The following is a 14,503-nucleotide window of genomic DNA, read 5'->3' as shown; positions in this document are numbered from 1 at the left end:
AAACCAGGTAAATAATTCAGTGGGGGAAGTCTACGGGAAGCGTGCGCTATCCGGCTTGAGATAGCGCAATTTTTAGTAAGTCTGTGGAAAAGAGTTAGCCCTGCAGCAGGCGGATCAGTAAGGAGCCGTTATACATTGCATCTTTCACCAGCGCAGCACCGGCCATGGTGCCCTGGTTCGAAAACTGCGTGCTTTCGACCACAATGTTTTTGCTGTAGGCGGGCAGCGCCTGCTGATTAATGCAGGCCGAGATCGCCGGGAAGAGGATATCCGCCGCCTGGCTGAGCGGGGAGCCGATCAGGATTTTTTGCGGGTTAAACAGATTCACCATAATGGCGAGAATGCGCCCGACGTTATTCCCTACGCCAGTAATGATGTCCTTAGCCAGCAGATCGCCCTGCCGCGCCGCTGTGCACAAGGAATCTACCGTCAGGGGTTGCCCGTGCAACGAGGAGCTCATGGACTGGCTGAGCCTCACCTGCGCCAGTTCAAGCACGCTTTCCACGCTGGCAATGGTCTCCAGGCAGCCGTGGTTGCCGCAGTAGCAGCGTTTCCCGTAGGGATCGACCTGCGTGTGGCCGATCTCCACCAGGCTACTGCTGCCCGCATGCAACAGGCGTCCGTCGGTGATGACGCCCGCCCCGACGTTATGGTCGATCACCACCTGAATGACATCCCGCGCCCCGCGTGACGCGCCAAACAGCGCCTCCGCCATAGTCCAGGCGCTGATGTCATGCTGAATGTAGACCGGTACGCCGGTATGGTTTTTCAGGACCTCACCCAGCGGCATCTCTTTAACGTCTTCATAAAACGGCATGCGGTGCACAATGCCGTTCTCGGTATCAATAATGCCCGGCATGGTGATGGCAATCGCCGTTAAGCGTTCAAGCTTCTGCTGGTGACGAATAAAGAAATGATCGATATGCGTGACAATCGCCTCAAGAAGCGGTTGATCAGCGTTAAGCGGCAGCTCCAGCCGGTCTTCCACCACCAGCTTGCTGCTGAGATCGCGCAGCGCAAGAAAGATCTCACCCCGGCTGATGCGCAGCGACAGGTAATGCCACGCTTCCGTCTCCACCACCAGCCCGACCGCCGGACGACCCCGGCTCCCCGGCTCCTGAATCTCCGTCTCCTGAACCAGGTGGGCTTCCAGCATTTCGCGAACAATCTTGGTAATACTGGCGGGAGCCAGTTGGGCCAGGCGCGACAAATCGATACGCGAAACCGGACCAAGCTGATCAATCAGGCGATATACCGCGCCAGCGTTGGTCTGCTTAATCTGATCAATATGCCCTGGCTGACTATCAGCAACCACCTCGTACTCCCTTATTTTCGAGCTTCGAAATAAACTTTGGGCTATGGTGAAGCACTTGCATGGCCGTCGTCAAATATTTACTTAGCCATGTGATTTACTGCACATTTTTGCCCATTTTTCCCTATAAATATCGCCCGGCAGAGGCGGTGATAAGCTGCTTTTTAAAACGCTGTGCCGCATTGCTCTGTTCATGATGTCTGGACCACACCAGCCACATCTCCGATACCGCATCGTCTTCGGCAAGCGGAACCCAGCACATTTCACGCAATTGTACCCGTTTAAAGGAGGCCGGGAGAATAGAAACCCCCAGCCCGGCGGCGACCAGGCCTATTATTGTCATCGCCTCTCCTACCTCCTGGGTAATGACCGGGGCGAGATCGTAGCGGCGCATCAGGCCCAGAATATCGTCATACAGACCGGTTCCCACCTGCGGGTCGAAAAAGACAAACGGCTCTTTCGCCAGCTCCGCCAGCGTGACGGCAGGTTTCGACGCCAGGGGGTGATCGCGCGGGATCATCGCCATCAGCGGCTCGCGCAGGATCACCTGCCACGCCAGCGAGTCCGGCAGTTGAGTGTTGCGCATCAACCCTAAATCCAGCGCCCCTTCATTCAGCGGAGCAATTTGTTCCCGGGTATTAATTTCGCGCGTCTGAATATGCACGTCCGGGAAGTCACGGCGAAACGACGACAGGGTTTGCGAGACGGCGCTGATAAACGGGGCAGACGAGGTAAACCCGATGCGCAATTCACCGGCTTCCCCCAGATAGAGCCGCTCTGCGCGGGCGGCGGCGTCGTCAACCATGCTCAGAATTTGTCGGCTGTCGGCCAGAAACTGCCTGCCTGCCGCCGTCAGGCTCACGCTACGGTTGGTGCGGGCGAGAAGACGGGCGCCAATCTGCTGCTCCAGGATCTGAATTTGCTGGCTGAGCGGCGGCTGCGAAATGTTCAGGCGCGCGGCGGCGCGGCCAAAATGGAGTTCTTCTGCCACCGCGACAAAGTAGCGTAAATGACGCAGTTCGATATTCATATTTTATAAGTATCATTTGAGATTATTAATATATTAGACAGAATATTTACATTTTCCTACCCTGAAGAGGTGGTCATACCCGTCACCAGAAACCACGGGGATGTTTAAGCAAGGAACATGTGTGAGTCGTACATCTACTGTTGATATCGAACCGGCACGCGATATCGATGATTTACCGGCAGCTTCTCAGCCGGCGCAGTTTATTAAACGTGGTACCTCCCAATTTATGCGCGTCACGCTGGCGCTGTTCTCAGCCGGTCTGGCAACCTTTGCCCTGCTCTACTGCGTTCAGCCTATCCTTCCCGTGCTGTCACATGAGTTTGGCGTCTCACCGGCCAGCAGCAGTATTTCTCTCTCTATTTCAACCGGGATGCTGGCTGTCGGCCTGCTTTTTACCGGCCCTCTCTCTGATGCCATTGGGCGTAAACAGGTGATGGTGACCGCGCTGATGCTGGCGTCGGTTTGTACGTTGCTCTCCACCATGATGACCAGCTGGCACGGGATCCTGATGATGCGCGCGCTCATCGGGTTATCCCTGAGCGGCGTGGCGGCGGTCGGGATGACCTATCTCAGCGAAGAGATCCACCCGAGCTTTGTCGCGTTCTCCATGGGGCTGTACATCAGCGGGAACTCCATTGGCGGTATGAGCGGACGCCTGCTGAGCGGCGTGTTTACAGACTTCTTTAACTGGCGCATTGCGCTGGCGGTGATTGGCTGCTTTGCACTGGCCTCTGCGCTGATGTTCTGGAAAATTCTGCCGGAATCACGCCACTTCCGCCCCACCTCCCTGCGTCCGAAAACGCTGTTTATCAACTTCCGCCTGCACTGGCGGGATAAAGGACTGCCGCGGCTGTTCCTGACCGGCTTCCTGCTGATGGGATCGTTCGTCACGCTGTTTAACTATATTGGCTATCGTCTGATGCTTTCGCCGTGGCATCTGAGCCAGGCGGTAGTCGGCCTGCTCTCCGTGGCGTATCTGACAGGGACCTGGAGCTCGCCAAAAGCCGGAGCGATGACCGCCCGCTATGGCCGTGGGCCGGTGATGCTGGTCTCAACCGCCGTGATGTTGCTGGGCCTGTTGCTGACGCTCTTCTCGTCCCTGTGGCTGATTTTCACCGGCATGCTGCTCTTCTCTGCCGGTTTCTTCGCCGCGCATTCCGTTGCCAGCAGCTGGATTGGCCCGCGCGCCCGTCGTGCCAAAGGCCAGGCATCCTCTTTGTATCTGTTTAGCTATTATCTTGGCTCCAGCTTCGCCGGGACGCTGGGCGGTGTGTTCTGGCACAACTACGGCTGGAACGGCGTGGGCGGGTTTATCGCGCTGATGCTCTGCGGGGCACTGCTGGTGGGCGCCAGTCTTCATAAACGTCTGAGATAATCCGCCTGCGGGCTGATATCCGGTAAGACGAGCGATCCAGATAAACGGCACCAGCGTACTGGTGCCGTTTTTACATTCAGGAATCCCAGGCCTGCTCTATCTTAGCGGCTTCAAACTGCGGAGGCGGTTTTCGGAAACGGCGCGTCAGCCATGTCAGATAAAGGACCCCCAGTGCCGCCCAGATGAGGCCAAGCGTCAGGGACGTCGCTTCGAGGTTTATCCACAGCACGCCGACCGTTACGGCACCAATGAGTGGTAGCAGGAGATAGTGGAACCGATCTTTCCACGTTTTGTTCAGCCCCTTACGCCGCCAGAAATGGTTGTACACCGAGAGATTAACAAACGTAAACGCCACCAGCGCGCCAAAGTTGATCAGCGCCGTCGCGGTCACGAGGTCAAAGTACAGGGCCGACAGCGCCACTATCCCTACCATAATGACGTTCAGGGCCGGAGTACGCCATTTCGGATGCACGTAGCCAAACACCCGCTCCGGAAAGACGTTGTCACGCCCCATCACATACAATAAGCGTGAGACGCTGGCGTGTGAGGCCAGGCCTGAAGCGAGCGTATTCACAAACGTGGTACACAGAAACACCGACTGGAAGAGCTTGCCACCCACGTACAGCGCAATTTCCGGCAGCGCGGCGTCCGGGTTCTTGAAGCGCGCAATCGTCGGGAAGAAGAGTTGCATGAAAAACGAGGCAACAATGAATATCAGCCCGCCATACAGTGCGGTCAGGAAAATGGCTTTGGGAATAACCCGCGCCGCGTTTGGCGTCTCTTCCGACAGCGTGGTGACCGCGTCAAACCCGAGGAAAGAGAAGCAGACGATAGTCGCGCCGGTAATAATCGGGATCAGATGTGCGTTCTCGCTGATAAACGGCTGCAGCGACCAGACGGTGCCCACGCCCTCCCCCTTGTGCAGGCCATGCACCACGAGTATGACAAACACCACCATGATGGCGATCTGCACCAGCACAAACAGGGTGTTAAAGTTGGCGACCAAATTAACACTCTTCAGGTTCGCCAGCGTCAGGATCGTCACAAACCCTACCACCCACACCCACGGTGGGACTTCCGGGAACAATGCGGAAAGGTAGATCTTCGCCAGCAGCACGTTGATCATCGGCAGGAAGAGATAGTCCAGCAGCGATGACCAGCCGACCATAAATCCCAGGTGGGGTCCGATCGATTTCTGCGTGTAGGTGTACGCAGAGCCCGCTTCCGGGAACTGTCGTACCAGTTTGCCGTAGCTGATGGCGGTAAACATAACGCCCGCCAGCGCCAGGAGATACGAGGCGGGCACGTGGCCATTGCTGATACCGGACACAATGCCGAAGGTATCAAACACGGTCATGGGGGTAAGGTAAGCCAGCCCCATCATCACCACCTGCCAGAGCTTGAGGGAACTGCGCAGCCGGGTTCTTCCGGCCATGCCCGGCGAATCAAGAGATGTGTTAGTCGCCATAGACCATCCCCCCCATGCTTACCGTGGTTTGCAATCGCGTTGACCTTAACGCAAACCTGCTTAGCAAAGGGGGAAGTTGTAAAGAACATACGCGATCGTACCAGCGCAGCGTCTCTCGCTCGCACTCACAGCAGGCGCCTGACTGGCCCCCTTCGCCCTGCGGATAGTTGAACATCTGCATCATTTCCTACCTCGTCACACAGTGTCGTTAAGAAAGTCCCTGTGCCGCCTGCGCTCCATAACGCGACTCCCGGGAGATAGCTGGCGTGCCAGCGAACAGTTCGGCCAGGCTCCGCGCAGGCCGTTTGGTGATACATATGCAATGAAACAAAGCGGCCCCTGACCGGGGCACGTCATCAGGCGTTTTTCAGCATCCACTCGATTTCAGTTTCGGTAATCAGGCGTTCGAACTGCAGTAACTCATCATTTTTGCAGGCGTGATAGACGTGGCAGAAACGTTCGCCCAGCCGCTCGCGAAGGTGATCGTTTTGCATAAACTCCCACAGCGCATCGCTCTGACGAATCGGGAACGGCAGTCCGTCCTGCTCCAGACCATTGCCTTCAACTTCTTCCTGCAGGGGTAAATCGTTATCCAGCCCGTGTAAAATGCCGGCAAAAATCGCCGCCATCACCAGATACGGATTCGCGTCTGCTCCCGCCACCCGGTATTCGACCCGATGGTTATGGCGATCGCCGCAGGGAATACGCAGGGCAACCGTACGATTATTGTGTCCCCATGACGCCTGCGTCGGCACGTACATTCCCGGCTGGAAACGGCGGTATGAGTTGACGTTCGGCGCCAGCAGCGCCATGGACGCTGGCATCAGATCGATCATCCCGGCCAGCGCGCGTTTCAGCAGCGTGGAATCCTCACCGCTGGCGTCTGCGAACACGTTTTCGCCTCTGTTGTTTTGCATGCTGATGTGGATATGCATCCCGCTGCCCGCATGTTCTTCATACGGCTTTGCCATAAACGTGGCGTGCATCTTGTGTTTTTCCGCCATCTGCCTGACGAGACGTTTTAGCGCCAGCGCATCATCGCAGGCATCCAGCACGTTTTCCGTATGGTGCAGGTTAATCTCAAACTGTCCCGGGGAGGCTTCAGCCACTGCCCCGTCGGCGGGGATCAACTGCAGTTGCGCCAGTTCGTCAATGTCATTCAGCACGTCAGCAAAGTGGTTGAGATTATCAACCGAGTAGACCTGACTCTGCGTGTTACGCACGTCGGTGCCCGGCGCGCAGGGTGGCTGCAGATAGCCGTCGGCATCGCGTTTACGGTCAAGTAAATAGAACTCCAGCTCTACCGCTACCACGGGGAACAGACCGCGCTGGCGCAGCTGCTGCCAGAGTCGGTTGAGTACGTTCCGCGGCTCAACGTCAAAGGGAGCGCCATCTTCATCGACCATGGTGAGCTGCACCTGACCAATGTACTCCGGGTCGGCGGCGGACGGTGTCAGGGTGCCCGGCACCGGCACACAGATACAGTCCGGCTCGCCCAGCTCCTGCCCCAGCCCTGCCTCTTCCACAACGTTACCCAGAATGTCCATGGCGAAAACCGATGCCGGGAAATAGCAGCCTTTTTCAAGTTTGCTCAGTCCGGCAACCGGGATGCGTTTGCCGCGAAAACAGCCGTTCAGGTCGGTCAGGAGGACATCAATAAACTGGGTGTCAGGATACTTTTCTAAATAGCGCTTCACTTCCTGCGTAAAGGCGCTGCCCCGCCTCTCATCCGTGTGCTGCACAAAGTTCTCAACTTCTACGATATTGGTTTCCATGATTTACCACCGTTTTTGGGATTTGCGTTCGCTGCTCTGGACTGTCAAATATAATGTCCACACTATCGAATCTGTATGCAAACAAATTGTTTGTCAAATGTTAAATTAAGTTTGCAAAAGGCAGATCTCATTGCTAGATTGAGAAAATATTGAACGAAAAGGCCGTTTCACAGGCGAGAATGGCCTAAATTTAGTCCACTTTGTGAGGGCGATCATGGAAAATATAATGAACAAGCCAGTTATTGGCGTGGTGATGTGCAGAAACAGGCTTAAGGGTCATGAGACCCAGACCCTGCAAGAAAAGTACCTGAATGCCATTATTAACGCGGGGGGCTTACCTGTTGCCTTACCGCATGCGCTGGCAGAGCCAGAGCTTATTACCGCTCTGCTGCCAACCCTGGACGGAATTTACCTGCCGGGCAGCCCAAGTAACGTGCAGCCGCACCTTTATGGTGAAAACGGCGATGAGCCTGACGCCGATCCCGGGCGAGATCTTCTGAGTATGGCGCTGATTGCTGCCGCGCTCGAAAGGCGCATCCCCATTTTCGCCATCTGCCGGGGGCTGCAGGAAATGGTTGTTGCCACGGGAGGGACGCTGTATCGCCGCCTGTTCGAGCAGAACGACCTGCTTGAGCACCGGGAAGATCCTGAACTGCCGGTTGAGCTACAATACGCCCCTTCTCATGAAGTTCAGGTTCAGGAGGGAGGGCTGCTGTCTCAATTAATACCAGGCTGTAACACATTTTGGGTAAACTCGTTACACGGGCAAGGTGCACGGACGTTAGGACCACGGCTTCGCGTGGAGGCCCGCTCGACGGACGGGCTCGTCGAAGCGGTCAGCGTTCATGACCACCCTTTTGCCCTCGGTGTGCAATGGCACCCCGAATGGAACAGCAGCGAGTACGCCCTGTCACGCATGTTGTTTGAAGGTTTTATCACCGCCTGTCAAAGCCACATTGCCGAGAAGCAACGGCTTTGACCACTACCGTAAAGGAAATGCAACTATGAGCGATGACGGACTGGCGCCAGGGAAACGTCTGTCTGAGATCCGTCAGCAATTGGGTCTCTCGCAGCGGCGTGCCGCCGAACTGTCTGGGTTAACACACAGTGCCATCAGCACCATTGAGCAGGACAAAGTCAGTCCTGCCATCAGTACGCTGCAAAAGCTGCTGAAAGTTTATGGGCTGTCGCTCTCGGAATTCTTTTTGGAACCGGAAAAACCTGATGAACCGCAGGTGGTTATTAATCAGGAAGACCTTATCGAAATAGGCAGTCAGGGGGTTTCGATGAAGCTGGTTCATAACGGAAATCCGAACCGTACGCTGGCGATGATTTTTGAAACTTACCAGCCAGGAACCACGACCGGAGAGAGGATCAAACACCAGGGTGAGGAGATCGGTACGATACTGGAAGGTGAAATAGTGCTGACCATTAATGGCCAGCCTTATCACCTGGTTGCGGGGCAAAGCTATGCCATTAATACCGGCATACCGCACAGCTTCAGCAACACCTCGGCAGGCATCTGCCGCATTATCAGTGCCCACACCCCCACCACGTTCTAATTACCACTCAGTCCCGGCGTAAGTGCGCTTACGCCGGGACAAATAAAAACGATCAATGTCGGCATTCAACGGGTTAATTCCCGGGATGCCCCACGGCTTCGTATTGCCTGAAACGGCCATGACCTTATTTATCTGATTGCGAAAGAAAGGAGTGAATATGCATTTTCAGCACCTGACTTACTGGCAGGATAAAGCAAAAAACAGCGCCATTGAGACCCGGTTATTTATTAACGGTGCCTATTGTGACGCCGCCGATAATGCCACGTTTGAAACCGTCAATCCCGCGACACAACAGACGCTGGCGAACGTGGCCCGGGGCAAGCAGGCGGACGTGGACCGTGCAGTTCAGGCGGCGCGTGAGGTATTTGAGCGCGGTGACTGGTCGCAGGCGTCTCCGGCGCAGCGCAAGGCCGTGCTCAATAAGCTCGCCGATTTAATGGAACGCCACGGCGAAGAGCTGGCCTTACTGGAAACACTGGACACCGGTAAACCCATCCGCCACAGCCTGCGCGACGATATTCCCGGCGCGGCGCGCGCCATTCGCTGGTACGCCGAAGCGGCGGATAAAGTCTACGGCGAAGTGGCACCTACGTGGCCGGGCGAACTGGCGATGATCGTGCGCGAGCCGATCGGGGTGGTTGCGGCCATCGTTCCCTGGAACTTCCCGCTGCTGCTGGCCTGCTGGAAGCTGGGCCCGGCACTGATCGCGGGCAACAGCGTGGTATTGAAACCGTCGGAGAAATCACCACTCACCGCCCTGCGGCTGGCCGGGCTGGCGAAAGAGGCAGGCCTGCCGGACGGCGTGCTGAATATGATAAGCGGTTACGGCCACGAAGCGGGCCAGGCACTGGCACTGCATCCAGAGGTCGAGGTGCTGACGTTTACCGGCTCTACCCGTACCGGCAAGCAGCTGTTGAAGGACGCGGGAGAAAGCAACATGAAGCGCGTCTGGCTGGAGGCGGGCGGCAAGAGCGCCAACATTATCTTTGCCGACTGTCCGGACCTCGACAAAGCCGTGAGCGCGACCGCCGCCGGGATTTTTTATAACCAGGGGCAAGTCTGTATCGCCGGTACCCGCCTGCTGCTCGAAGACAGCATCGCCGATGACTTTCTGGCAAAGCTAAAAGCGCAGGCCCGTCACTGGCAGCCGGGCGATCCGCTCGACCCTGACAGCACGATGGGCATGCTCATCGACGCTGCACATGCCGATACCGTCCACACGTTTATTCGCGAGGGAACCCGAAAAGGTACGCTGCTGCTTGACGGGCGGGAACAAGCATGGCCTTGCGCAGTTGGTCCCACCATTTTTGTCGACATCGATCCTGCCTCCCCGCTGTGTCGGGAAGAGATTTTCGGGCCGGTGCTGGTCGTCACCCGTTTTAAAACCGAAGAGGAAGCCTTAACGCTGGCCAACGACAGTGAATATGGGCTTGGCGCGGCGGTATGGACCCGCGATCTTTCCCGCGCGCACCGCATGAGCCGCCGCCTGAAAGCAGGCTCGGTCTTCGTCAATAACTATAACGACGGCGATATGACCGTACCCTTTGGCGGCTATAAGCAGAGCGGCAACGGTCGCGATAAGTCCCTGCATGCGCTGGAAAAATTTACTGAACTGAAAACCATCTGGATTGCCCTGGAGTCTCAATCATGACCGAACATACCACCAGCTACTACGCGGCCAGCGCGAACGCTTACGAACCTTTCCCGACGCTTAACGAGTCGATCAGCTGTGACGTGTGCGTGGTGGGCGGCGGCTATACCGGCCTCTCCTCCGCGCTGCATCTCGCCGAAATGGGCTACGCCGTGGTGCTCCTTGAAGGGGCGCGCATCGGCTTTGGCGCCAGCGGACGCAACGGCGGCCAGCTGGTTAACTCTTACAGCCGCGATATCGACGTGATTGAGAAAAACTACGGACCCGATGCCGCCAGAGTCCTCGGGAGCATGATGTTTGAAGGCGGGGAGATCATCCGGGAGCGTATCCAGCGCTATCAGATCCAGTGCGACTATCGTCCCGGCGGGCTGTTTGTGGCGCTAAACCATAAGCAACTTGAGACGCTGGAGGAGCAAAAAGCCAACTGGGAACGCTACGGCAACACGCAGCTGGAGTTGCTGGACGCCAGTGCCATCCGCCGGGAGGTCGACAGCGAACGCTATACCGGCGCGCTGCTGGACCGCAGCGGGGGGCATATTCATCCACTGAACCTGGCGATCGGCGAAGCGGACGCGATTCGCCTGAACGGCGGGCGGGTGTATGAACAGTCCCCGGTGACCGCCATTCAGCACACCAGCCCGGCTGTGGTAAGCACGCAGCATGGCCAGGTGACGGCTCGCTACGTGATCGTCGCCGGGAATGCCTACCTGGGCGACAAGATAGAACCGGAACTGGCAAAACGCAGCATGCCCTGCGGCACTCAGGTTGTGACCACCGCCCCGCTGCCGGAAGCGGTCGTCCGCACGCTGATCCCCAATAACTACTGCGTGGAAGATTGTAACTACCTGCTGGATTACTACCGTCTTACCGCCGACAACCGCCTGCTGTACGGCGGTGGCGTCGTCTATGGCGCGCGCGATCCGGACGATGTCGAGCGTCTGGTGATGCCAAAGCTACTGAAAACCTTCCCACAGCTGGCTGGCGTCAAAATCGACTACCGCTGGACGGGCAACTTCCTGCTGACCCTGTCGCGCATGCCGCAGTTTGGTCGTCTGGATAAAAACATCTATTACATGCAGGGCTACAGCGGCCACGGCGTCACCTGCACCCACCTGGCCGGACGGCTGATTTCGGAACTGTTGCGCGGTGACGCTGAGCGCTTTGATGCGTTTGCCAACCTTCCGCACTACCCCTTCCCGGGCGGTCGCAGCCTGCGGATTCCATTCACGGCGATGGGCGCGGCGTATTACAGCCTGCGCGATCGTCTTGGCGTATGAGCGTTTCGACAAAAGGGTATCTGACATGAGTAACCAGGAATTTCATCAGCGTAGACTTTCTGCCACCCCGCGCGGCGTAGGCGTAATGTGTGATTTCTTTGCCCGCACGGCGGAGAATGCCACGCTTACCGACGTGGAAGGCAACGACTATATTGATTTCGCCGCCGGGATCGCGGTACTGAATACCGGCCATCGGCATCCTGAACTGGTGGCCGCAGTGGAAAAACAGCTTCACCAGTTCACCCACACGGCCTACCAGATTGTGCCGTATGAAAGCTACGTTTCATTAGCCGAAAAACTTAACGAGCTGGCTCCGGTGCAGAGCCCGGCCAAAACGGCATTCTTCACAACGGGCGCGGAAGCGGTGGAAAATGCCATTAAAATCGCCCGGGCCCACACCGGCAGACCGGGCGTGATTGCCTTCGGAGGAGGCTTTCACGGTCGAACCTATATGACCATGGCCTTAACCGGCAAGGTCGCGCCTTATAAGCTGGGATTTGGCCCCTTCCCGGGGTCGGTTTATCACGTGCCCTATCCCTCGGAGCTGCACGGCATCACGACGCAGGATGCCATCACGGCGATAGAACGTCTGTTCAAAGCAGACATTGAGGCGAAACAGGTAGCGGCGATTATTTTTGAACCCATTCAGGGTGAAGGCGGCTTCAACGTCGCCCCGCCAGAGCTGGTGGCCGCCATCCGCCGTATCTGTGATGAACACGGGATCGTGATGATTGCCGACGAAGTACAGAGCGGTTTCGCCCGTACGGGGAAACTGTTTGCCATGGAACAATACGCCGACAAGCCCGACCTGATGACGATGGCGAAAAGCCTGGCAGGCGGAATGCCGCTGTCCGGCGTGGTGGGCCGCGCCGAAATCATGGACGCGCCGGCGCCCGGCGGTCTGGGGGGAACCTATGCAGGCAACCCGCTGGCGGTGGCCGCCGCGCACGCGGTGCTGAATATTATCGACAACGAGTCACTGTGCGCCCGCGCCCGGCATCTGGGCGATCGACTGAAAGCCACCCTGGAAGAGATTCAGGGTACCTTCCCTGCGCTCGTGGCGATAAGGGGAAGAGGATCGATGATTGCGGCGGAGTTTTTTGATCCCGAGAGCCGTGCACCTTCGGCCGCCATCGCGCAGGCGATCCAGCAAAAAGCACTCGCCCAGGGCCTGCTGTTATTGATCTGCGGCCAGTACGGCAACGTGATCCGCTTCCTTTATCCGCTGACCATTCCGGATGCCCAGTTCACCCAGGCGCTGGCGATCTTGCAACAGGTTATGCGTGATAAGACCTAAGTAACCACCGAAAACCGTCTCCCGGCATTCCGGAGACGGTTTCAGCGGAGGAGATCGGCTTAGATTTCCTCCGTGTGGGAAATGCTGGGGAATTTGGTCTGTTTCATTGTATGCTCCCTGAAACACATCCCTGGCAAGAGGAAATAAGAATTGCAAAAAACATCCGTCTATCAGTCACTTGTGAAAACCTTCCAGCGTCTCTCCCGCTTCTCGCACCTCTCCTCCATCGCCAGTTGGGACATGTTCACCATGATGCCGCCCGGCGGCAGCGCCGCGCGCGGTGAAGCACTGGCGGAGATGAGCGTCCTGCAACATCAGATCCTGACCGACAAAAAAGTGGGTGAATGGCTGGCTGCAGCGGCAGGTGAAGATTTGAATGACGTCGAACAGGCCAACCTGCGTGAAATGACGCGTCAATATCAGCAGGCCTCGCTGCTGCCGGAATCGCTGGTGGAAGCCAAATCGCTGGCGGGCAGCAAATGTGAGCACGCCTGGCGTACCCAGCGTCCGGCCAATGACTGGCAAGGCTTTTCCGCCAATCTGAAAGAGGTGGTAAAACTCAGCCGTGAAGAGGCGCGTCTGCGCGCGGAGGCAAAAGGTTGCTCACCTTACGATGCGCTGCTGGATATTTTTGAGCCAGACATGACCAGCGCGCGTCTGGACGTGCTCTTTGCCGACATGAAGTCGTGGCTGCCGGATCTGCTGGCAAACGTGGTCGACAAGCAGTCCAGGCAGACATTCGTTCCGCCGCAGGGCCCCTTCCCGACGGCAACGCAGCGTGAGCTGGGGCTGGAAGCCATGAAGATGCTCGGCTTCGATTTCAACGGCGGTCGTCTGGACGTGAGCGCGCACCCGTTCTGCGGCGGCGTGCCGGAAGATGTGCGCATTACCACGCGGTATGACGAAGATGAACTCCTCAGCGCCCTGTTTGGCGTGATCCACGAAACCGGACACGCGCGCTACGAACAGAACCTGCCGCGCGCGTGGGCCGGTCAGCCCGTTGCCCTGGCGCGTTCAACGGCAATCCACGAATCCCAGAGTCTGTTCTTTGAGATGCAGCTTGGCCGCAGCGAGGCGTTCCTGAAACATCTCCTCCCTGCCGTTCATGCCCGTTTTGGCAGCCAGGCGGCGTTTAGCGAAGAGAACTTTATCGCCTGGAACCAGCGCGTGAAGCCGGGCTATATCCGCGTCGATGCTGACGAGGTGAGCTACCCGGCACACGTAGTGCTGCGCTATGAGATTGAGCGGGCGCTGATCAATGGCGATATCGAGGTGGAGGACATCCCGGCCCTGTGGGATGAGAAAATGCAGGCGTGGCTCGGGTTATCCACCAAAGACAACTACCGCAACGGCTGTATGCAGGATATCCACTGGACCGACGGCGGATTCGGTTACTTCCCGTCTTATACGCTGGGGGCGATGTACGCCGCGCAGCTGTTCCATGCCGCGAAAACGGCGCTGCCAGGTCTGCAGGCCTCTATCGCTGACGGGGAGCTGTCGGCCCTGTTTGACTGGCTGCGCCAGAACGTCTGGCAACACGGCAGCCGGTTTACCACATCACAGCTGATCACCCAGGCGACGGGAGAAGATCTGAATATCCGCTACTTCCGTGAACACCTGACCTCGCGTTACCTGTAATGACCCACGCCGGGGAAAGCCCCCGGCGTTGTACAAACGGTTACACGCCGATACCAATCACTCACGGAAACCCCGAATTTACAGGGATATAGTTATTTCAACGGCCCCGCAGTGGGGT

Annotated in this window: 12 protein-coding genes; 7 read left to right on the top strand and 5 right to left on the bottom strand. The window is 57.5% G+C overall.

The genetic code is table 11. From position 1 onward, the window contains the following. Positions 1-94: 94 nt before the first annotated feature. Positions 95-1,315, bottom strand: a complete 1,221-nt coding sequence (gene mlc, locus ACQG19_RS11060) for a sugar metabolism global transcriptional regulator Mlc (RefSeq protein ID WP_013096827.1) — start codon at positions 1,313-1,315, stop codon at positions 95-97. A 121-nt stretch (positions 1,316-1,436) separates the two neighbouring features. Next, on the bottom strand, positions 1,437-2,342 hold the full coding sequence (locus ACQG19_RS11055; RefSeq protein WP_023620317.1) for a LysR family transcriptional regulator: 906 nt from the start codon (positions 2,340-2,342) through the stop codon (positions 1,437-1,439). Positions 2,343-2,463: 121 nt separating this feature from the next. On the opposite strand from ACQG19_RS11055, the gene ACQG19_RS11050 reads away from it, so the two are divergent. Further along, positions 2,464-3,717 carry an MFS transporter gene (locus ACQG19_RS11050; protein ID WP_013096829.1) on the top strand — a complete coding sequence of 418 codons (1,254 nt, stop codon included), beginning with the start codon at positions 2,464-2,466 and terminating at the stop codon, positions 3,715-3,717. Between the two features lie 76 nt (positions 3,718-3,793). Here the strand turns inward: ACQG19_RS11050 and ACQG19_RS11045 are convergent, their stop codons facing one another. The 3 genes from ACQG19_RS11045 to ACQG19_RS11035 form a co-directional block, all read right to left on the bottom strand. Beyond that, positions 3,794-5,185: an APC family permease gene (locus ACQG19_RS11045; RefSeq protein WP_013096830.1), complete on the bottom strand. Its 1,392-nt coding sequence runs from the start codon at positions 5,183-5,185 to the stop codon at positions 3,794-3,796. Then, complete coding sequence (locus tag ACQG19_RS11040; protein ID WP_418250462.1) at positions 5,175-5,360, bottom strand: hypothetical protein; 186 nt, start codon at positions 5,358-5,360, stop codon at positions 5,175-5,177. The genes ACQG19_RS11045 and ACQG19_RS11040 overlap by 11 nt, the downstream gene beginning before the upstream one ends. Positions 5,361-5,541: 181 nt before the next feature. Then, entirely contained in the window at positions 5,542-6,960 is a 1,419-nt protein-coding gene (locus tag ACQG19_RS11035; protein WP_045295903.1) for a glutamine synthetase family protein, read from the bottom strand. Positions 6,961-7,174: 214 nt separating this feature from the next. Between ACQG19_RS11035 and puuD the strand changes: the two genes are divergently transcribed. From puuD to ACQG19_RS11005, 6 genes are all read left to right on the top strand, one after another. Beyond that, positions 7,175-7,939 (top strand): gamma-glutamyl-gamma-aminobutyrate hydrolase, encoded by a 765-nt coding sequence (puuD, locus tag ACQG19_RS11030; protein ID WP_014831700.1) that lies wholly within the window; start codon positions 7,175-7,177, stop codon positions 7,937-7,939. Between the two features lie 25 nt (positions 7,940-7,964). Continuing rightward, on the top strand, positions 7,965-8,522 hold the full coding sequence (gene puuR / locus ACQG19_RS11025; protein WP_246932060.1) for an HTH-type transcriptional regulator PuuR: 558 nt from the start codon (positions 7,965-7,967) through the stop codon (positions 8,520-8,522). A 157-nt stretch (positions 8,523-8,679) separates the two neighbouring features. Then, entirely contained in the window at positions 8,680-10,173 is a 1,494-nt protein-coding gene (gene puuC, locus ACQG19_RS11020; protein WP_246932058.1) for an aldehyde dehydrogenase PuuC, read from the top strand. After that, the gene (locus ACQG19_RS11015; RefSeq protein ID WP_222168323.1) at positions 10,170-11,450 is read left to right on the top strand and encodes an NAD(P)/FAD-dependent oxidoreductase; all 1,281 of its coding nucleotides are present in this window, start codon (positions 10,170-10,172) and stop codon (positions 11,448-11,450) included. Before puuC ends, ACQG19_RS11015 begins: the two co-directional genes overlap by 4 nt. A 25-nt stretch (positions 11,451-11,475) precedes the next feature. Beyond that, positions 11,476-12,747: a 4-aminobutyrate transaminase gene (puuE, locus tag ACQG19_RS11010; protein ID WP_222168322.1), complete on the top strand. Its 1,272-nt coding sequence runs from the start codon at positions 11,476-11,478 to the stop codon at positions 12,745-12,747. Positions 12,748-12,897: 150 nt separating this feature from the next. Next, the gene (locus ACQG19_RS11005) at positions 12,898-14,385 is read left to right on the top strand and encodes a carboxypeptidase M32 (protein ID WP_246932056.1); all 1,488 of its coding nucleotides are present in this window, start codon (positions 12,898-12,900) and stop codon (positions 14,383-14,385) included. The last annotated feature ends 118 nt before the right edge of the window (positions 14,386-14,503 follow it).

The sequence above is a fragment of the Enterobacter cloacae complex sp. 277I4 genome, from assembly GCF_050031465.1.
Classification (GTDB): Bacteria; Pseudomonadota; Gammaproteobacteria; order Enterobacterales; family Enterobacteriaceae; genus Enterobacter; species Enterobacter cloacae.
Note: the sequence above shows the minus strand (reverse complement) of the source record. Positions and strands in the feature narration are given on the sequence as shown.